Below are 20954 nucleotides of genomic sequence, written 5' to 3'. Positions count from 1 at the left end.
TCTATGCTCTTTAATTCTATTGCCTTTCTCATTTTTTTACCCATAGTTTTTATTTTATACTGGTGTGTATTTAATAAGAATTATAAATTCCAGAATATGCTTTTATTGGCAGCCAGTTTTTATTTTTACGGCTGTTGGGACTGGCGATTTCTGTTTCTTCTTGTGTTTTCTATTTTGCTGGATTATTTTTCAGGGATTCAGATTGAAAACAGTAAAACTAAAAAGCAGGCTACCTTCTGGCTTGTCTTGAGTATCGGAATCAATCTCGGCTTTCTGGGATTCTTTAAATACTACAATTTCTTCATCGAGAATTTTGCTGAATTATTGAAAACATTTGGATTTGGGGTCAATATGTGGCTGTTAAAAGTGATTTTACCGGTGGGTATTTCCTTCTATACATTCCATGGATTGTCTTACGTGATCGATGTGTATAAAAAAAGAATTCCTGCAGAGAGAAACTACGTAGATTATGCCGTTTTTGTAAGCTATTTCCCGTTATTGGTTGCAGGACCTATTGAAAGAGCCACACACCTTCTTCCACAGATCCAGCGTAAAAGATCTTTTGATTATGAAAGAGCAAAAGATGGGATGGCACAGATTCTTTGGGGATTTTTTAAGAAGATGGTGATTGCTGACAACTGTGCCCCGATCGTTAATGAAATATTCACGAATTATCACACGGAAAGTGCCAGCAACCTTATTTTGGGAGCAGTTCTTTTTGCATTTCAGATCTATGGTGATTTCTCAGGATATTCAGATATTGCGTTGGGAACCTCCAGATTATTCGGTATCGAATTATTAAAAAACTTTTCTTATCCGTATTTTTCGAGAGACATTGCGGAATTCTGGAGAAGATGGCATATTTCGCTTTCTTCATGGTTCAGGGATTATCTCTATATTCCTTTGGGAGGAAGTAAAGGCGGGTTATGGATGAAGATCAGAAATACTTTCATCATCTTTCTGGTAAGCGGTTTCTGGCATGGTGCGAACTGGACTTTCATCATCTGGGGTGGTCTGAATGCACTGTTTTTTCTTCCGTTACTGATAGCTGAAAAGAACCGACATCACCTGGAAGTAGTAGCGATGGGCAAAATTATCCCTTCCTTCAGAGAGATTTTCAGTATTCTGATCACTTTTGCACTGACCTGCTTTGCATGGATTTTCTTCCGGGCAGCTAGTGTTTCGGATGCTCTAGGATACATTAAAGGAATGATCAGCCCAAGTTTATTTTCGTTTCCGACAGCATTTCATCCCGTTTTAGCAGGATTGATTATTTTCATGCTTGGAATGGAATGGATGAACCGGACTCATGATTACGGATTGAAAATTCAGGAAAGGAAATGGTGGATTCAGGCGGTGATCTATATTGTGGTAGCTTATCTTACCTTGAATTTTGCGAATTTCGGGAGTAATGAATTTATATATTTTCAGTTTTAAATGAAAAGATTTCTTTCCATATTGTCTTTGTTTGTAGCCATAATGTTTCTTATTGGCCTGATAAAGCTTGCGCTGAGCCCGAACAGCAATTATTCCTATCCGTTTTTAAACGCTAAAAAAGAATATTTAAAACAACATCCGGAATATAATCTTTATTTCATTGGCAGTTCGAAAATCAATGACCAGATCGACTGTCAGGTGATTGATGAAAATATTCATGGTTTAAAATCCTACAATTTAGGGGCAAATGCCGGGTTCAATCTGGAAAACTTTCAAACCCTAAAGTCTGTACTTGAAGATCCTTCTTTTCAACCGAAATATATTGTTCTTGAACTTCAGGATAAAATCAATATTACCAAGCTGAATCTTAAAACAGAACGGAGTTTTGGGGCTTTTAATTATGAAAATACCGTTTTTGCAACGCACTTTCAGATAGACAATGGCAACTATAAACAGGTGGGTCTGGCTTGGGCTTCATTTGTTCTGAACGTTTTTCGGTTTAATAAGCACTGTGATGAAAAAGCAATTAAAGATAACTACAATAGCTCTGTCTATAAAAATCAGGGTTTTTCCCCGCTGGAAGACAGTACAGTTCCAAGAACAGAAGAAAATGAACTGAAGAACGTTATTAAAGACAGATTGGAGCGTTATCATGCAGATGACAAAAAACACAGTCCTAATAAGGCTTTGGTTGAAAAAATCAATGAACTTGCCGATCAGTGTGAAAAAAGAAATATTAAGCTGATCATGCTGATTCCAGGGCCTGCAGAACCTGATGCGAAAAAGCTTCTGACTTACCGGAATGCATTCAAAGTTCCTGTTATAAGTCTTGTAGATCCGGAAGAATACCCAGCGTTTTATCTGTATGAGAACCGATGGGATTATGGACATTTAAATGAAAGGGGTTCAAAAATCCTTTCAAAGGAATTAGTCCCTCTTCTGAAAAATGTTTTGGAAAAAAAATAGAAGCTCAAACGATATAAATGCTGTTGAACAGCTTTGATGAATGAAGATCAACCAGATTACCTTTACCCGATTTCTTGCAGCCATCGCTATTGTTATTTCTCATTTTAACAAAGATATGTTCGTCTATAAAACAGACTATATCGCAGATATCTTTTTGAAAGCAAATGTAGGGGTGAGCTATTTTTTTATCCTATCGGGATTTATCATGATCGTGGCTTATCACAAGAAAGAAAAAATCGGTTATCTTGAGTATTATAGAAATCGATTTGCACGCATCTATCCGCTCTATGTACTGGGACTGCTGCTTTATCTGGTGACCAGATATTCAAATTTCAGTATTGGTAAAGGGTTTCTGTATCTGTTCGGCCTGCAGAGCTGGATTCCGGGCAAAGCGATGATCTTAAATTTTCCGGGGTGGTCTATTTCCGTGGAATTTCTGTTTTATCTGATTTTTCCGGTGCTTTATAATTATTTCTATTCCAAAAAGAATAAAAGCATCTGGGTAGTAGGTATTGTTTTGTGGATTCTGACTCAGGTATTTTCGCATCTGTATGTGGGTTCTCCTTCTTATAAAGGACCGCACACCGAAAGTCATGAGTTTCTGTATTACTTTCCGCTGATGCATGTCAGTGAATTTTTAGTAGGAAACCTTGCCGGACTGTTTTTTGTGAAGCGTTTTAAGCAGAAAAATTATGATATTCCTGTGATTGCGATCTTTGCAACCATTATGCTGGCCCTGATCTTTGTTCCACTTTTTTATCACAACGGGCTGATGGCAGTACTTTTTATTCCGCTTATTATTTTACTTTCATGGAATAACGGGTTGGTGACCCGGCTGTTTTCATTAAAACCGCTGGAATATCTGGGCGAAGCGAGCTATGCAGTGTATATTACCCATATTCCTGTGCTTTATATCCTGAGAGAAATTATTAAAGCGCAGAATTATAAGCTGGATATCAACAGTGTATTCTGGATTTATCTGGTCGTTTTGATCATTACTTCGATGGGGTTTTATCAATTTATCGAAAAACCGCTCAGAGATTATCTTAAAAAAGTAAATATCAGATAAAATCTTTATTTTTGTAACCAAACAACACAAAGAAAAAATGACAAACATTCCCACTACCTATATGTACAGTGAAAATTCCGGATTTCGGAAAGCCTGTAAACTCACTATAAACAACAGACAGAATTTGGGAGCCGGTACATTCATATTGTAATACCATAAAAGAGTTTATGTACAAAACGTTTTCGGAACTGAAAAAAGAACTCCGCAGAGAAATTCCTCAGCTTAAGAAGATCAAAATTGCATTACTGGGCGACACTGCCACACAGTTTCTCAATGTAGCTTTGAGAGGAACTGCTATGAATGAAGGCTTTGAATTTGAAATTTTCGAGGCAGATTTTGGGCAAATTTCAAGACAGATCTTAGATCCTTCCTCAGAATATTATGAGTTTAATGCAGATTATACCATCATCTTCGAATCTACCCATAAATTATTAAGTCAATATTATAAATCATACGATTCACAAACTGCTTTCGCGGAACATAAGATCTCTTATATTGAGGATCTGTACCGCACGATTCAGAGCAGAACCAAAAGCAGGGTGATCTACTGTAATTTTCCGGGAATAGACAACCAGGTTTTTGGAAACTTTGCCGGTAAAGTAGAATCTTCCTTTATTTTTCAGCTGAATAAGCTTAATTACCTGTTGTCTGCGCAGATTGCTATTCATCACAATAATTTCTTTATTGCAGATCTGCTTTCGATTCAGAATAAATGGGGACGGGACTTTCTGTTCTCACCCAGCATTTATGTGAACACTGAAATGGTGCTTTCACTGGACGCACTGCCCATTGTAGCGCATCATATCACCGGAATTATTTCTTCACTGGAAGGGAAATTTAAGAAATGCCTGATCCTGGATCTGGACAACACCACCTGGGGCGGAATCATCGGGGATGACGGACTGGAAAAAATACAGATCGGAAGTCTGGGAATTGGAAAAGCATTTACTGAGTTTCAGTATTGGATTAAGGCCCTTCAGAGAAGAGGTGTGATCCTTGCAGTGTGCAGCAAGAATGATGAAGATAAAGCCAAAGAACCTTTCGAAAAACATCCGGATATGGTGCTTAAACTGGATGATATTGCCGTTTTCGTTGCCAATTGGGATAACAAAGCGGATAATATCAGAAAGATCCAGAGCATCCTGAATATTGGCTTTGATTCTATGGTTTTTCTGGATGACAACCCGTTTGAAAGAAATATTGTAAGGGAAAACCTTCCTGAGGTTTGCGTTCCTGAATTACCGGAAGATCCGGCAGGATATCTCGAGTATTTATATGGTCTGAATCTTTTCGAAACGGCGAGTTTCTCAGAAAATGATGCCGAAAGAACCAAACAGTATCAGGTAGAAGCACAAAGAGCGGTGGATCTGGACAGTTTTACCAATGTGGAAGACTTTCTGAAAAGCATGAATATGACCTCTGATGTAAAAGCATTCGATAATTTTTCAAAGCCAAGAGTTTCCCAGCTGACGCAGCGTTCCAACCAGTTTAACCTGAGGACGGTAAGATATACAGAACAGGATGTAGACCATCTAATCCATTCAGATGACCATTATACCCTCTCATTCACCCTTAAAGATAAATATGGAGACAACGGACTGATCTGCGTGATCGTTCTGGAAAAGGAAAACCCTGAAACCCTGTTTATCGATACCTGGCTGATGAGCTGCCGGGTGCTGAAAAGAGGAATGGAGGATTTTACCCTGAACACCATCGTAGAAACAGCGAGAAAGAATGGCTATCAATATGTAGTTGGAGAATATCTCCCGACCGTCAAAAACCAGATGGTGAAAGATCATTATGAAAGACTGGGGTTTTCAGCGAAGGAAGGTCAATGGATTTTAAACGTAAATGACTATCAAACTAAAGAGGTTTTTATACATCCTAACTTATGAAAATAGAACAACTCATTGAAGAAATTGCGGCTAAAAATACCATTCATGGTAAAAAGCTTCAAAAGAATTTTTCTTTACTGAAAGAGGAAGAAAATTACATATCCGATTATACTGTTTTTATCAATAAGTATAAAGGAATTCTTGAAAAACAAAACCTCACGTTTGATGATTCCATCAATTATTATCTTAAAATGATTGGTGATTTTAATGAAGAAATGCTGGATTTCGTGAGAACAGGAAAATACAGAAACACTTCATTCGATGATGTGAACAAAGCGATGTACAACAATCCTGATGTGATGGTTTCTCATATGCACGGTCTATTGCTTTCACAGTTTCTTTGGAAACATCATTATTCTGTTTATCAGTATTTTAAAAATAATATTCAAAAGTATACCCCTGTAAAAACGTATCTTGAAATCGGGGCCGGACACGGTTTGTATTTTGAGGCTGCAATGGAAAAAATTGGGAACGACTGTACTTTTGAAGCCCTGGATATCAGTGAGTCTTCACTGGAGCTTACCAAGAGCCTTATAAAAAGCGATAAAGTTCTTTATCATCTTAAAAATGTATTCGATTATCATGATGATGAAAAGAAAGATTTTATTACGATGGGTGAGGTTTTAGAACATGTGGAAGATCCTTTATCGTTATTAAAGAAAATCAAGGACTTAATAAAACCGGAAGGAACGATCTTTATTACAACGCCTACCAATGCACCTTCAATGGATCATATCTATCTTTTTAACACCATTCAGGAAATCAGGGATCTGATCGATGAAGCAGGTTTGGAGATCGTGAATGAAAGTTATTTCGTAAGCGAAGATGTCGATCTTGAAAAAGCAGAAAAAAGAAAGATTGCAACGATGTATGCATCATTTTTAAAAATAAAAAATATTTAAGCACTATGAATAAGAACGAAATTTTATCAAAACTGTCAGAAATTTTCCGCGAAGAATTAGACAATGAAGAAATCACTTTAACCGCTGGGACTACAGCAAATGATGTGGAAGAATGGGATTCACTTTCTCATATCCAACTCATTGTAGCAGTGGAAAGAGCTTTTGGAATTCGTTTCACTTCTTCTGAGATCCAGACCTGGAATAATGTAGGAGAAATGGCAGACTCTGTTGCTGCAAAGCTGTAATGAAGTTTCACCACATAGGAGTTGCCTGTAAGGATTTACAGGCAGAACTCCAGAATATAAGAAAGCTACATACGATCATAGAAGAAACGCCCGTTGTTTTTGACCCGAAACAGGAAGCAGAATTATGCATGATTACGGTTGAAGACGGTCTTAATATTGAGCTGGTTTCCGGAAAACCGGTGGAAAATCTTTTAAAAAAAAGAATTTCATATTACCACATCTGTTATGAAGTGGAAGATATTGAAGCCACGATAGAGGACCTTACGGAAAAAGGAGGAATGCTGATCTCGCCGCCTAAAGAAGCTATACTTTTCAATAACAGAAAGGTAGCTTTTTTAATGCTTTCTTATGGAATTGTTGAACTTTTAAACAGTCACTGACGATGCAGTTTACCTCTTTAATATTTGTGCTTTTCTTCTCACTTTTTTTTGCCATTTATTGGTGGGTTTTAGGGAAAAATCTTAAAGCACAAAATATATTTCTGCTGCTGGCAAGCTATGTCTTTTATGCGTATTGGGACTGGAGATTTCTCACACTTTTGATAGGAAGTTCTGCTGTCGTTTATTTTCTGGGATTAAAAATTGCTAAAAAAGGACCTAAGACAAAGCTTTGGGTCAATCTTGGTTTAATTTTTTCTGTTGGAACATTGTTGTATTTTAAGTATTTCAATTTCTTTATTGAATCTTTTACCGATCTGTTTGGAATTGAAAATGATCTGACATTAAAAATCATTTTGCCGCTGGGGATCAGTTTTTATACGTTCAGAATGATAAGCTATCTGATTGATATCAAGAATAATAAGCTTAACGCTGAGACCGATGCTTTGGCGTTCTTTAATTACATTTCTTTTTTTCCAAGCATGACCTCCGGACCTATTGATAAAGGCGGGTTACTGCTTCCTCAACTTAAAAAAGAAAGAGTTTTCACATTAGAGAATGGCTCGGATGCCGCAAGACAGATTTTATTCGGAGCCTTTAAAAAATTAGTAGTTTCCAACAGCATTGCTCCTATAACTCAGAATATTTTTGCCAATTACGAACATCTTTCAGGAAGTACGGTTGCTTTTGGAGCCATACTTTTCCTTTTCCAGATGTATGCTGATTTTTCAGGATATTCGGATATGGCCGTAGGTATTGCCAAACTTTTAGGTTTCAAAACGACCAAGAATTTTGCTTTTCCTCTTTTTGCCCAGAATATCGCTGACTACTGGAGAAAATGGCATATTTCTCTGACCTCATGGCTTACGGAATATGTTTTTACCCCTTTGGTCATTGCTTTCCGTGATTATGATAAAAAGGGATTGCTACTCGCCGTATTCCTCAATTTTGTCATTATAGGTTTCTGGCATGGTGCCAACTGGACATTTATCTGTTATGGCGCACTACAAGGATTATATTATATTCCATTGGTCGTTAATAATCAGATTAATAAAAAGAAAAAATTATCCAAAACCATCCCGACATTCAAAGAATTAGGCAATATTCTGTATACCATGACTTTGGTTTGGTTTGCTTTAATTTTATTTGTAGCTCCCAATCTAAAGGAGGCTTTTGGAATGTATGGAAAGATCTTCAGCTTATCGCTATTTTCGATTCCACAATTTATTAAAATTAAAATTTTAGGGCTAATAGCCATCGTTATTTTAATTGACTGGATCAACAAAGACCAGGAACACGGGCTTGATATCAAAAGGTTGAATCCTTTGGCAAGAAGAGCAATGTATGTTTTTCTGATCTTCCTGATCATGTATTACGGGATATTTTCCAACGGTAGCTTTATTTACGAACAGTTTTAATATGGGAAAGTTTTTATTTAAAATATCATTCTATATCATCGGGATTATTGCTGTGCTAATGCTTCTGGCTTCTTATGCAGACGGTAATACGGATGATAACTATATGCACTTTGCGGTGGAAAAACCGAAGAATATTATTTTAGGAGACTCCAGAAGTGTGCAGGGAATTGTGCCTGAAGTTTTGAAAGATAAACTTTCAACTCCCTTTGACAATTTTTCACTGAATATTGCCCAGTCTCCTTATGGCGAGATCTATCTCAAGGCTTTGAAAAGAAAACTGGACCCTAATACAAAAAAAGGAATTTTTATTATCACCATCAATCCATGGAACCTATCGTTGAAAAATGATGTACTCACAAAAGCAGACTATCCTGAAGAGAATTCCCCGTTTAAAAACATGTATTTTTATAACATGTCTCCCAACTATGAATACCTTCTTAAAAATTTAAATAAGAGCTGGTTTAGAATATACCTTGACAGGGAAGCGGTAGTAAGGTCCAAATCATTCCTTCATAAAGACGGGTGGATGGAAGTAACTGTTGATATGAATAAAGATTCTGTAAACGCCAGAATAGCTAAGAAAACCCAGGAATATCAACTTATGCTGAATAATTACAAGCTGTCTGAGTTTCGGATGAAAGCACTCAATGAGATCATAGACTATTTACAGCCTAAAGGAACCGTATATCTGGTTCGGATTCCTGCTACTCAAAATATTATGAATCTTGAAAACAAAAGGTTCCCGGAATTTAGCGGACTGATGAGAGATCTCTCCAGAAAAAGGAATATTAAATTTTACGACTTTTCCGGACGCTGTGATGATTTTGTTTATACAGACGGAAACCATATGTACAAAGAATCCAGCAAGGTTCTTACTGCTCAGATCGCAGATTCTATTCAAGCAGACCGGAGACAATTAAAATAAACGGTCTCTGAAATTAATGTTATAAAGTCCTGAACGGATGCTTTTGTAATCGGTTACCAGATATTTCAGGATCATTCCCCATTTATTGACTGTGGATGCATTAGCAATCTGAAAACTGCGGTGCATTCTGCTGATGTGCTGTTTGACATGGTCCGGCATTTCTTTTTCACCCGCGGCCCAGTTTTCAACTTCTTTCCATAAAATAACCCTTGTGCTTGCCGGGTTTATTTTCTTTGAATCTACCAGGGTGATGCGGTTATTTTCATGTACACCCCTTACCGCTATAGCTTCGTCCAGAATTCCCGGATAAAGATCAAGGTAGAAAGAGAGGCGGAAAAGAAAATCAGTGTCCTGGTGAAGCCTTAAAGTCGTTCGGAATAAGACCTCCATTTTTTTCATCATCGGTTCCTTACGGATGGTAAGAGCATCAATGCTGAAAAGGCCAAAGCTTCCCAACATATGAATCTGGCCGAGAAAAACATCTTTCGGGCTGTGTCTTTTGTAAACCGTGGCAAGCTTATCTTCAAACAACGGATAATACTGTTCTTTAGCTTTTTCAGTATAGTAATGTACTCCAAGAGCGCCGTAGACACCTTCTACATCAGGATTTTTAAAAAGTTCATTTTCTGCATCGAAACGGTTGGGAAGAAAATAGTCATCAGCATCAAGGAAAGCAATGAAATCTCCCGTAGATTTTTCTATTCCCAGATTTCTGCTGGGACCCGCTCCGTGGTTGCCTTTGTCCGGATGCTGATAAAGACGCACCCTGCCATGCTTTTCTGCAAGCTGTTCACATACCTGCAGAGCATTGTCAGGAGATTGATCCTCTACCAGAATCACTTCATGCACTTCATCAAATTGTAATGCGGATTCGACGGCCTGAGAAACAAATTCTTCAGCATTGTAAACGGGAATAATTACTGAGATTTTCATTTTTGTACTAAAATAAGCAACCACAAAGATAATGAAGTATAAAACGTTATAGGTGTTTTAATTTCACGCTGTTACGGAAATTTTATTATGTTAAGAAATTAATGAACGTTTAAAATTAATATTGTACAATCCGGACCGGATACTTCTGTAATCCGTGAGCAGGTATTTTACCACCATTCCCCATTTTTTTAATCGGGGAGCTTTGGCTATTTCAAAACTGCGGTGCATTCTTTTGATGTGAGTAACTGCCTTTTCAGGAACCGTACCTTCTGTCTGGGCCCACTGATAGATTTCATTCCATAACAAAGCTCTGGAGATAGCCGGATCTATGACGCGGGTATCCACTTTTGTTATTCTGTTATGTTCGTGTACGCCCCGTATCGCAACGGCTTTATCAATGCTTCCGGGATACAGATCGAGATAATATGACAGGCGGAAAAGGAACTCTGTATCTTCATGAAGTCTTAAATGGCCTTTGAAAAGCACATCCATTTTTTTCATTAAAGGTTCCCTGCGTAGGGTCAGAGTATCAATGCTGAAAAGACCGAATGTTCCCAGCATATGAATCTGCCCGAAAAACAGATCTCTCGGATGATGCTTCTTGTAAACGGTAGTCAGCCTGTCCCTGAATATCCTGTAATATTGTTCCCTGGCTTTTTCAGAATAATAGTGTACACCAAGTGCACCGTAAACACCTTCCACTTCAGGATTTTTGAAAAGTTTTTTTTCCGCATCAAAGCGGTTGGGAAGGTAGTAGTCATCAGCATCTAAAAAAGCGATGAAATCTCCGGTAGCTTTTCCTATACCTAAATTTCTGCTGCTTGAAGCACCATGATTGCCCTTGTCCGGATGTTGATAAAGCTTAACTCTTTCATATTTTTCAGCCAGTTGCTGACATACCTGCAGTGCGTTGTCCGGAGATTGGTCTTCAATCAGGATGACTTCAGCAACTTCATCAAACTGAAGCGCCGATTCTACAGCATGAGACACAAATTTCTCCGCATTGTATACGGGAATAATTACTGATACTTTCATTGGGAACAGTTAAAATAATATTTGTGTTTTTAGGGATATTACTTTATGCTATGCTTTTAATTTAAGCTTTAAATATTCAGTTATTTTTTTCTCTACAAAATAATATAAAAATGCGGCAACGCCGATGACAATAATCAATTTTAATACAAAATATGGGATATTGAGATATCCTTCTACCTTAAATCGTCTGAAAAACAGCTCTACAAAGGGGTGTGAAAGATACAGGGAATAGGAAATATCACCTAAAAAGATAAGCAATCTGTTCCCTTTGAAATGGAGCGTGTAGTCCAACAGTAAAAACGATAACACGAATAAAGATACAACAAATAATACCAATACACTGTCTGATACGGCTATAAAATCAAAGAAGAATGCTGAAAATAAAAGAATACTGCTGATACACAATATCAGAGCCCAGATTTTACTGATAGAAATTTTGTCCAGTAAAAGGGCAAACAGGATTCCCACCACAAAATATAAGTTGAGGTGACTGGAAACCATCTTCAGATAAGCATTTTCAGTTGGAAATAAAAGGCCTGCTATATAAGTGGCAATGAAGAATAGGGAAATAAAAATATATCTTCCTTTTTTGAAGAACAGGGATAAGCCGAATATCAGGTAAAAAAACATCTCGTAATTCAGAGACCAGCCAAGGTAGAGTACAGGGAACGTGTCCTTTTGGGGAAGAAATAAAACGGAATAGATAAATCTTTTTAAACCTTCACCATGAAAATAGTACATCAGCGTTCCTCCAATCACCATCCATCCTGCGGAAAGCAGAAAATAAAGGGGGACAATCCTGATGATTCTTCGTTTATAGAACAACTTGATTTCCTTTGAAGTATTAATACTGAAATCCTTTTTTAAAGTGGTAAACGCCATGATAAACCCGCTGATCACAAAAAAAATGCTCACCCCGATACTCCCTTTTCTAAACAGAATATCCCCAAGGGGAAGATCTTCAAAATTGATATATTCTCTGAAGTGAAAACAGCACACCAGCAAAGCGGATATGCCTCTTAATATTTGGAGATTATTGAGCTTCATGATGGGTGTAAGTAAATCTGTATTTGGTTTTTAGAATGTTGGGATTTTTTAGAATGGCGGCAAAAAGAGTTTTTGCTTTGGGAAATCCTTTTTTTAAAGAAAGCTCAAAAGCTTTTTTTTGCAGACTGATATGTTGTTTTGCATCATGGTCCATTGTATTGGCCTGAGCCCACTGATACAGTGAATTCCAGAAAAGAAACTGCCTCTGATTATACTGCCGGGAATATTTTTTGATCTTGGTGATCCTGTTGTCATCATGGATGCCCCTCATGGCAACAGCTTCATCTATAATTCCGGCTTTTAAATAGCAGTGATAGGCCAGTTTGATAATAAAATCGGAATCCTGATGAACCCGTAAATCTTCGTTAAATTTTAAACCGCTTTTTTCAAGAGCGGATGTTCTTACGGTAAGGGCATCCAGTGTAAAAAACGTGCCGAATGTTTTTGGAGTCTGGCCCAATAATCCTTTAAAAACTTCAGGACCTTCCGCGGGATAATTGACGGTCAGCAGATAAGTATCATTGATGTTGGATAGAAACTCTTCTTTGCCTTTGTTCGTTAAAAATTCCGTGCCGATGGCATTGAATACACCTTCTACCCTGGGGTCGTTAAAAAGTTGTCTTTCCGCATGGAATCTGTTGGGAAGAAAATAATCATCGGCATCCAGAAATGAAATGAAAATGCCTGAAGCTTTTTCAAGACCCAGATTTCTGCTGGCTCCGGCGCCATGGTTACCTTTGTCCGGATGCTGAAAAAGCTTTACCCTTTCATTTTGCTGAGCAAGTTCCTGGCATATTGAAAGCGAATTGTCTGGAGACTGGTCCTCGATCAGGATCACTTCCTTAACTTCCTTCAGCTGCAGGGCGGACTCCACGGCTTTGGAAATATACTTTTCCGCATTGTATACAGGAATAATTACTGAGATTTCCATGGTTATCTGTTGTAGTAGGTGAAGCGGTATTTCGTCTTTAATAAGTCCGGATTTTTCAATATTTCAAGAAAAATGCTTCCATATTTTGCCAATCCCTTTTTCAAAGACAGATCGAATGATTTATAAATTAAATAAATTCTCTTTCTGTATTCCGGAGCGATTTGCTGAGAAACAGCCCAGTCATTCATAGATTTCCAGAAAAGCAGTTGTCTCTGGTTATACTGTGGGGTATATTTTATGATTTTTGTAATTCTGTTGTCGTCGTGAATTCCTCTTATGGCAATAGCTTTATCGATAACACCGGTTTTCAGGTGACAGTGGTAAGCCAGCCTGATGATCAGTTCTGAATCCTGATGAACACGGAGAGATTCATTAAAACGGATGTTATTATGCTTCAGAGAATCTCTTCTCACGGTCAGTGAATTCAGGTGGAATGATGTACCGAAAGTTTTAGGTGTTAAACTTAAAAGTCCCCGGAAAACCTCTTCTCCTTCCGCCGGATATTCCACTGTACTTAAAGAAATTTCCTTGAATTTAGACTCGAATTCCTGTTTCCCTTTTTCTGTTAAATATTCTGTACCGATCGCACCAAAAACACCTTCAATTTTCGGATCTGTGAAAAGCTCTTTTTCTGCATCAAATCTATTGGAAAGGTAGTAGTCATCAGCATCTAAAAATGCGATAAACTCAGAGGTTGCATTCTCGATCCCCAGATTTCTTGAGGCACCGGCACCGCGGTTTTCACCATTCGGGTGCTGAAACAGCTTGACTTTAGGAATTTCCCTAGCCAGTCTTCTGCAGATGTCCAGGGAGTTATCTGTAGATCGGTCTTCAGCGAGAATGATTTCTTTTACTTCGTCAAATTGTGCAGCAGAATGAACTGCTTTTTCAAGAAAATCACCGGCGTTGTAAACGGGTATGATAACAGAGATTTCAATCATTGCGGAATATTATAAGACTGATTGATATTATCCGCCCAAAGGGCAAGCTGCAACAGGTTCCAGTGTTTTTCATCCTTATTCAGGAACTGCTGGGTGGCTTTATAATCAATGAAATTAAACACTTTATGATTGGAGTTATGAAGCAGATCATTGGAAAGATTCATCAGGTTTTCTTCTGCAAACCAATTTTTCACTCCTAATCCGAATCCCTGCTTATGACGTTGTCTGATAGTTTCCGTCCAGTAAGATCCCATGGCTTCACGAAGAATGATTTTGTCATTTTTCTCGTCCAGTTTAAGCTGATCAGGAAGCTGGATACAGAATTCTGCAAAATCCAGATCCAGGAAAGGCGTCCGTACTTCCAGTGAATTGGCCATAGCCATTCTGTCTGATTTTACCATCATATTGGCGGGAACATAGTTTTCCAGATCCACTCTCATAATGTCATTAAGAGAATCGGGATCAGGGGTAAAACTGTAATCCTGAAGATAATTGGCTTTAACGCCGAGGAGATTGCGCTCTTTTTTGTTAAATGCATTTCTCACTTCGTTCAGGTGGAAATCCAGGATGGATGAATGTTCTAAGTTTTTCTGCGTCAGATAAGACGTTGGTCTTATTTTTTGATACAGATTCAGACCAAACTGGGCCACTATATTTTTATAGCTGAAATGCTTTTTTAATTTATTTTCAACGGTATAGAAATGATATCCGCCGAAAAGTTCATCTCCAACATCTCCTGATAATACGACCGTAAGATTTTGTCGGGCGTATTTACAGATCTCATAATGCGGGATAAATGAGGCATCAGCAAAAGGTTCATCAAAAAACGGGGAGATTTTCAGCAGAGAGGCAACAAGGTCTTCTTTTTTTTCGTGAACTTCTATATGGTTGGTATGGTATTTCTCGGCAATTTCTTTGGCATATTTCAGCTCATTGTCTTTATGGTCATATCCAAAGCTGATGGTGGTCTGATGAGGCAGAAATTCATCTACCATAGCGACTATCGATGAAGAATCCAGGCCTCCACTCAGGAAACTTCCTACCTGTACATCGGCAATAAGCTGTTTTTTTACCGCACTTTTCAGCAGATATTGAAATTCTTCTTTAGCGTCAGAGAGACTTAACGTTCTGTCTTTTGCGGGAAGGCTGTAGTAACGGGAAACCGTAATTTTTCCATCTTTCCAGATCAGCTGGTGAGCAGGAGGAAGGGTGAAAATATTACTGTAAATACTCTGATAAGTGCTTACATATCCATATTGAAGATAGTGGGAGAGGGCTTCAGAACTTACTTTAGGCTGTATTAATCCGGAGGCTAAAATAGCTTTGATTTCTGATGCGAAAATAAATTCATTATTGTTTCCTATCGCGTAGTAGAAGGGTTTTTCCCCAAATCTGTCTCTGGCGCAGAACAGTTGCTGTTGCTGGTCATCCCAGATGGCGAAAGCGAACATTCCCGGAAGATCATGGATGAGGTTTTCCTTTTTTCTCTGGTACATAGCCAGGATAACTTCTGTGTCTGAACCTCCATGAAAAGGATATTCCCCATATTTTTTCTTAATATCCAGATAGCCGTAGATCTCACCGTTGAGGACAATACACTCATTTTTGGTACTTGAGAACATGGGCTGTTTTCCATTTTCGGAAAGATCGATAATGGAAAGCCTGCGGTGGCCCAAAGCCGCATGGTCATAAAATTCATAATGCGAAGAGTCCGGGCCGCGGTGTATCATAGAATCCGTCATTTTCCGTATTTCCTCCTGATAGTTTCTGGCATTACTGCTTATGATTCCTGCTATTCCACACATAATATTCTATTTTTCATCATTTATTTTTCGTTTATGTTCAGGCTAATTTACGACAGATTAAGAAAAGCCGGACCTTTCTGCATCACCTGATTTCTGAAACTGCTTAATTTTGCACTGTCTGACGAGATTTTCTTATACTTTTTCGACAGCTTTTTATAGGTGTCAAAGTTTCCGGTGATGATATTTTTAAACATACTCTGCTGGAGAGATCTTTTTTCAAGCTGAAGACCATTGGGAAGGTTGGGATTCATAGCATTGATCTCTATTCTTACATCTTCAAACTTTGTAAAATCTATTTTATGAAGTAGTTGAACACCGTCGTGCACCACTTTACTTCCCGGAACCAGAATCACTTTCATGTTGTGAAAATGCACCCTGTTGACATATTCGTCATCTTCTCCATAATGGAAAAAATAGGGATTGAAGCCGCCTACAGATTCTATTGTCTTTCTCGGGAGAAGCCAGTGTGCGGCATTGATAAAATGAATCTCATACCAGGGTTTCAGGGTCTGAAAATAAAGATCTGAGATCATTCTGGTCTTTTCGTAGTTCTTAGCAATATACTGATCCAGGAAAATATCCATGTATTTTTCTGTTCCGTCTATATGGATGGGGCTTATGATTCCCACTTCTTCCTGACGGGGATGATTCTGATATACTTCCAGCATTTTTTCCATGCTGTCTTCATACAGCCATGCGTCCTGATTCATCAGATAAAAAAAATCTGCTCCGTTTTTGTATGCTTTTTCAATGCCTATATTATTGGCTTTCCCAAAACCCAGATTGGTTTCGGATTGGGTAAAATCTACTTCAGGGAAATTATTTCTGATATATTCCTGAGTGCTATCCACAGATCCGTTATCTACCACAATACATTTCACGGGAACCGAAGATTTTCTCAGGCTCGTAAAGCAGCGTTCTGCCCATTTCATGGCATTGTAGGTGACGATGATGATATAGATCTCAGGTATTTTCATACACGCATTAATTGATAAATATATTATGAATTTTGTAGTAAATAAAATAATAGGCTTTCTTCAGTAAAGAGTCAAGAGCCGGGAAGGTTAAAAAGCCTTCAGTCTTCAGCATCATGGTCCACGAAAGATTAAACAGGATTAGCAGAAAGGTCATGATTTCCTGTTTCCTGGTAAGAATTGATTTCTGGTCTGTAACAATAAATATAGTCAGCAGGGAAAAGAAGATATTAACCCATCTTCCCCAGTCCAAAGCCAGATAAAATAAGGGAATTAAAAAAGCGGTCTGTACTACTAAAAACAGTCTGCTGATTTTCACTTTATTCAGTCTGCAGTAGACATAAAAAGTAAAGGCGCCAATCAGGATGCTAATGATATAGGTTTGATAACTGTATATATTTTGTTTGTAAAAATCTACTACATTGTATTTCGTGTCATACTCATAAATGCCTAATTCTTCAAGGATTAATCCATGGTTCTTTAGAAATAATACGGAATTTTCTGTATTGATACTAATCCCGAACTGATAAAGAATGAGCATGAGAATGGTGGCAGGAATCAGTTGATAAAAGGCTATTTTTTTGATCTTATCCAATAATAAACCACTATTTTTCACAAGATAGGTGAAGCTTACAAAAGGGATGTAAAAGTAGGCTGCTTCATGGGTTAAAATAGCAATAAGAATGAACAGGGTAATGATAAAATCTTTCACAACGATTTTGGATCGAAGACAAAGAATGTACATCAGGTAGAAAAGAAAGAATATAATTTCTTTTTTTGATGCAATGGAAGGATCTTTTACCATCATCCCGAAACCTGCCGGCAGCAGTACAAGCGCAAGAACCAGAAGATTGTTTTTTTCTTTCCAGAACAGTTTAATTAGCAAACAAAAGAATAGCGTATAGACTAAGAACAAAAAGGCGAAGATGATGTGCTCCAGATTAATTTTAGTGATTTCATTAATTGCGATAAAAAGGGTACCGAAGAATCCTCTTCGCTTGAATCCTCCGTCCTGATAGTTGATCAGCCATTCTCCAAGATACCATCCTCCTTTATTCTCCACAATAAGTGAATAGGTGGTTTTGATACTAACAAAATAATAAATTGCCAATACGATGCTGATTATATAAGTAACTGGTTTTGGTTTCATCCGCGAAATAGATTAAAATATAAAAAATAGTACACTTTTTTTATCAAAACATCAAGCAGTGTAAAGCTTGAGAATCCCTGATAAAACGCCATCATCTTCCAAAAAGAATTAAAGATAATTAATAATACTGCAATAAGGTCTTTTTTCCAATGGCTGACTAATTGCTTTTCTCCGATTATAAAAAGGGTTAGCAAAGAAAAGAAAATATTAATCCATCTGCCCCAATCGAAGCCCTTAATAAATAATGGAATCACGAAAATGATCTGTATGATAAGAAAAACAGGATTGATTTTAATCTTATTCAGCCTGCAGTAGATGAATACAGTAAGGGCACCCAGAAATAGACTGATGCTGTACGTCACATAGCCATACAGATAGGTCTTATAGATACTCAAGACATCAAAATCAGATTCATAATAATCATATATTTTTAATTCTTTTAAGAGATAACCATGATCTTTAAAAAATAATACAGTATTTTCAGTTTTGATGTTGAGCCCGAATCGGTACAACAGCAACATAGCAAGTGTAGCGGGAACTAGCTGGTAAAAGACTATTTTTTTTATTTTGTGGACCGTTGGCGCAGTGGTTTTTACAAAGTAGGCAAGGCTTACAAACGGCAGATAAAAAAATGCCGCTTCGTGGATGAGCAAAGCAACGACAATAAAAATAGTAATCACATAATCTTTGATCATCATTTTAGACCGTAGACATAGAAGATATATAAGATAAAAGAGAAAGAATAGAATCTCTTTTTTAGGGATGATGGTGTGATCTTTTAAAACCATTCCCAAACCTGCGGGCAGTAGTAAAAGACTTATCGTTAAAAGGGTATTCTTATTCGTCCAAAGGAATTTTATTAAAAGGATAAAGAAAAGCGTGTAAATGATAAACAGGAAAATAAAAACCACATTGGCCAGATGAACTCCGGTGAGCTCATTGATGAAGACAAATAAACTTCCGAGGAATCCTCTTCGTTTAAATCCGCCATCCTGATAATTGATCAGCCATTCTCCAAGATGCCAGTCATTTTTATTCACGACCAGCTGCAGATAGGTATTTTGCAGATATACGCAATAATAAATGGCTAATAATAAACCAATGAGATAGTTAATTATTTTGGCTTTCATACATTAATCAATAAAAACTTTCTTAAAAGTATCCATCACCGGATGTGGCAGGAATTTCCGGAATAATTCTTCTGCAGACATACTCAGATCCGCATCTAAAAGAATATCTCTGAGCTCCTTTTCATTACGGTAATAATAGGCCTGATCTCGCAGATGGCTGATGTGCGCTTTCTCAGGAGGATCTGCAAAAGCTACCACCGGTTTTCCCTTAATGACAAATTCCGCCACTGTGATTCCGAAAGTTTCCCCTCTTTCACGTGCATGAAGCAAAGCATTACAGGTATTGATGAATTTTTGCTTCATGATAATATCCGAGCTCGGCGGCAGGAAAATAATGTTGGAAGGAGCAGATTTCCACCATCTTTTTTTCACAAACGAATCTACACCCATAAAAATAAAGTAAACATCCTTATATTTTGAGGCTATTTTTTCTATAGTTTGCTGCGCAAAAATGATGTTAAAACTGGCATGGCCGCCATAGTATCCAAACACTTTTGCATGGGGAGGAATATTCAGATCTTTTCTGAGATCCTGGTTGGTTCCTTCTTCAAAATTAACCATGTGCGGAACAAAAGGATACTTTGAACCTGTCATTTCGTGGCTCAGCCATTCGGAAACGTAGGCATACACATCACCGTGCGGTTCAAAATGTTTGAAAACACTATGGATGCATGTTTTACATTCTTTGGTTTCTATATGATCGATATCGCCGTTTTTAATGGCGTAAAACAGGTCTATATTATTTTTACTGATGAGGTGATCTACTTCTTTAAAGTCGGAATAGCCAATCACATTAAAGCGTTTGGAAAATTTATCGATACCCAACGGATGGTTGGTCTTCGAATTTTTATCATATACAATCAATGATTCGTTTCCCAGATATCTTTCATTGAAATCTGCATAATCATATAATGCGATGGAAGTCCCTCTGTAATTGAGTTCATTCTCATGGAAAAGGATTTTCATTCCGTACGGTTTATTTAAATTTATTTTTCAATTTACTAAGTATTTTCCGAATGATGCTTTTTTTCGGATACTTGGTAAGATCATTGTGTTTGAAAAGGCCTTCGCCCTGTGCAATTTTGAAGTCCTGCTTTACCCACCACGCTGCAATATTTCTTTCAAGTGATGCCGTTTCCCCTGAAAAAGGAATGATGGTACTCAGCAGAAAATCTTTGCGGACAAGATAAGGATTATTCGTCCAGTTGGCCCAGCGGGAAGTGGTTACAAAATAGTCACCCTGCTTCTGTATTTTGTCCGGAAATTCTTGGGCAGGATCCAGCCAGTGCAGCGATTCCAGAAGGTGTGGAGAAGTACATTCATGCCAGTCATCATAGTAATCAAGCTCATTGCCTTTATGTCTGATGGAAATCAGTGGATACCCGGGATTTTTTCTGTTTCGATAACGTACAACATCAAATCCCTGACCGAGAAGTTCTATGCCGCCTTTAAGCTGTGAAAGAGTGGTTTTTTGATCTTCAATCAACTCCCAGTCGTGTTCCAGAAAGAGAATGTTTTCAGACAAAGCATTTTCAGCCAGCAATTTCATTCCTTTTCCGATCCCGATATTTTCATCCAGTCCTATGTATCGGATTCCGTATTTTCCGGCCGTCTTTTTATCCTGTTCACTTACTTCCTGAAAAAGAATGACAATATCATCCGTCATCTCAAGAAGACCGTGTTTTTTATAAGATTTTAAAGTGTTTTTCAGCGTTTCTCCGGTTTTCCAGGAGAGAATGCAGATGCTTATTGGTAATTTTTCCATAGGAATGCC

At 37.8% G+C, this 20954-nt stretch carries 20 protein-coding genes; 9 read left to right on the top strand and 11 right to left on the bottom strand.

Going from position 1 to position 20954, the window contains the following annotated elements:
- Positions 1-3: 3 nt before the first annotated feature.
- The 9 genes from LC419_RS19760 to LC419_RS19720 all read left to right on the top strand — a co-directional run bounded on the left by LC419_RS19760 (position 4) and on the right by LC419_RS19720 (position 9234).
- Complete coding sequence (locus LC419_RS19760; protein ID WP_223608956.1) at positions 4-1437, top strand: MBOAT family protein; 1434 nt, start codon at positions 4-6, stop codon at positions 1435-1437.
- Positions 1438-2403, top strand: a complete 966-nt coding sequence (locus LC419_RS19755; RefSeq protein WP_223608955.1) for a hypothetical protein — start codon at positions 1438-1440, stop codon at positions 2401-2403.
- 40 nt (positions 2404-2443) lie between these two features.
- Positions 2444-3472 (top strand): acyltransferase, encoded by a 1029-nt coding sequence (locus tag LC419_RS19750; protein WP_223608954.1) that lies wholly within the window; start codon positions 2444-2446, stop codon positions 3470-3472.
- Positions 3473-3639: 167 nt separating this feature from the next.
- Positions 3640-5367, top strand: a complete 1728-nt coding sequence (locus tag LC419_RS19745) for an HAD family hydrolase (protein WP_223608953.1) — start codon at positions 3640-3642, stop codon at positions 5365-5367.
- On the top strand, positions 5364-6269 hold the full coding sequence (locus tag LC419_RS19740) for a bifunctional 2-polyprenyl-6-hydroxyphenol methylase/3-demethylubiquinol 3-O-methyltransferase UbiG (RefSeq protein WP_223608952.1): 906 nt from the start codon (positions 5364-5366) through the stop codon (positions 6267-6269). Before LC419_RS19745 ends, LC419_RS19740 begins: the two co-directional genes overlap by 4 nt.
- A 5-nt stretch (positions 6270-6274) precedes the next feature.
- Positions 6275-6514: an acyl carrier protein gene (locus LC419_RS19735; protein ID WP_223608951.1), complete on the top strand. Its 240-nt coding sequence runs from the start codon at positions 6275-6277 to the stop codon at positions 6512-6514.
- Positions 6514-6894, top strand: a complete 381-nt coding sequence (locus LC419_RS19730) for a VOC family protein (protein ID WP_223608950.1) — start codon at positions 6514-6516, stop codon at positions 6892-6894. The genes LC419_RS19735 and LC419_RS19730 overlap by 1 nt, the downstream gene beginning before the upstream one ends.
- A 2-nt stretch (positions 6895-6896) precedes the next feature.
- Positions 6897-8309, top strand: coding sequence for an MBOAT family protein (locus LC419_RS19725; RefSeq protein WP_223608949.1), 1413 nt, complete (start codon positions 6897-6899; stop codon positions 8307-8309).
- A 1-nt stretch (position 8310) separates the two neighbouring features.
- The gene (locus LC419_RS19720; RefSeq protein ID WP_223608948.1) at positions 8311-9234 is read left to right on the top strand and encodes a hypothetical protein; all 924 of its coding nucleotides are present in this window, start codon (positions 8311-8313) and stop codon (positions 9232-9234) included.
- On the opposite strand, the gene LC419_RS19715 is transcribed toward LC419_RS19720, so the two are convergent.
- From LC419_RS19715 to LC419_RS19665, 11 genes are all read right to left on the bottom strand, one after another.
- On the bottom strand, positions 9226-10167 hold the full coding sequence (locus LC419_RS19715; RefSeq protein WP_223608947.1) for a glycosyltransferase family 2 protein: 942 nt from the start codon (positions 10165-10167) through the stop codon (positions 9226-9228). The genes LC419_RS19720 and LC419_RS19715 overlap by 9 nt on opposite strands.
- Positions 10168-10257: 90 nt before the next feature.
- A complete protein-coding gene (locus LC419_RS19710; RefSeq protein ID WP_223608946.1) occupies positions 10258-11202 on the bottom strand; it encodes a glycosyltransferase family 2 protein in 945 nt (314 codons plus the stop codon).
- A gap of 48 nt (positions 11203-11250) precedes the next feature.
- A complete protein-coding gene (locus LC419_RS19705) occupies positions 11251-12249 on the bottom strand; it encodes an acyltransferase (protein ID WP_223608945.1) in 999 nt (332 codons plus the stop codon).
- Positions 12236-13180 carry a glycosyltransferase family 2 protein gene (locus tag LC419_RS19700; RefSeq protein WP_223608944.1) on the bottom strand — a complete coding sequence of 315 codons (945 nt, stop codon included), beginning with the start codon at positions 13178-13180 and terminating at the stop codon, positions 12236-12238. The genes LC419_RS19705 and LC419_RS19700 overlap by 14 nt, the downstream gene beginning before the upstream one ends.
- Before the next feature lie 2 nt (positions 13181-13182).
- Positions 13183-14121: a glycosyltransferase family 2 protein gene (locus LC419_RS19695; protein WP_223608943.1), complete on the bottom strand. Its 939-nt coding sequence runs from the start codon at positions 14119-14121 to the stop codon at positions 13183-13185.
- Positions 14118-15926 carry an asparagine synthase (glutamine-hydrolyzing) gene (gene asnB, locus LC419_RS19690; protein ID WP_223608942.1) on the bottom strand — a complete coding sequence of 603 codons (1809 nt, stop codon included), beginning with the start codon at positions 15924-15926 and terminating at the stop codon, positions 14118-14120. The genes LC419_RS19695 and asnB overlap by 4 nt, the downstream gene beginning before the upstream one ends.
- Positions 15927-15973: 47 nt before the next feature.
- Positions 15974-16903: a glycosyltransferase family 2 protein gene (locus LC419_RS19685; RefSeq protein ID WP_223608941.1), complete on the bottom strand. Its 930-nt coding sequence runs from the start codon at positions 16901-16903 to the stop codon at positions 15974-15976.
- A gap of 7 nt (positions 16904-16910) precedes the next feature.
- Positions 16911-18050, bottom strand: a complete 1140-nt coding sequence (locus LC419_RS19680; RefSeq protein WP_223608940.1) for a hypothetical protein — start codon at positions 18048-18050, stop codon at positions 16911-16913.
- Complete coding sequence (locus LC419_RS19675; protein ID WP_223608939.1) at positions 18047-19180, bottom strand: hypothetical protein; 1134 nt, start codon at positions 19178-19180, stop codon at positions 18047-18049. Before LC419_RS19675 ends, LC419_RS19680 begins: the two co-directional genes overlap by 4 nt.
- A 3-nt stretch (positions 19181-19183) precedes the next feature.
- The gene (locus LC419_RS19670) at positions 19184-20146 is read right to left on the bottom strand and encodes a hypothetical protein (RefSeq protein ID WP_223608938.1); all 963 of its coding nucleotides are present in this window, start codon (positions 20144-20146) and stop codon (positions 19184-19186) included.
- Between the two features lie 10 nt (positions 20147-20156).
- Complete coding sequence (locus LC419_RS19665; RefSeq protein ID WP_223608937.1) at positions 20157-20945, bottom strand: glycosyltransferase family 2 protein; 789 nt, start codon at positions 20943-20945, stop codon at positions 20157-20159.
- Between the last annotated feature and the right edge of the window lie 9 nt (positions 20946-20954).

This window comes from Chryseobacterium sp. OSA05B, from assembly GCF_019970065.1.
Lineage (GTDB): Bacteria > Bacteroidota > Bacteroidia > Flavobacteriales > Weeksellaceae > Chryseobacterium.
This window is presented reverse-complemented; position numbering and strand designations above follow the sequence as displayed.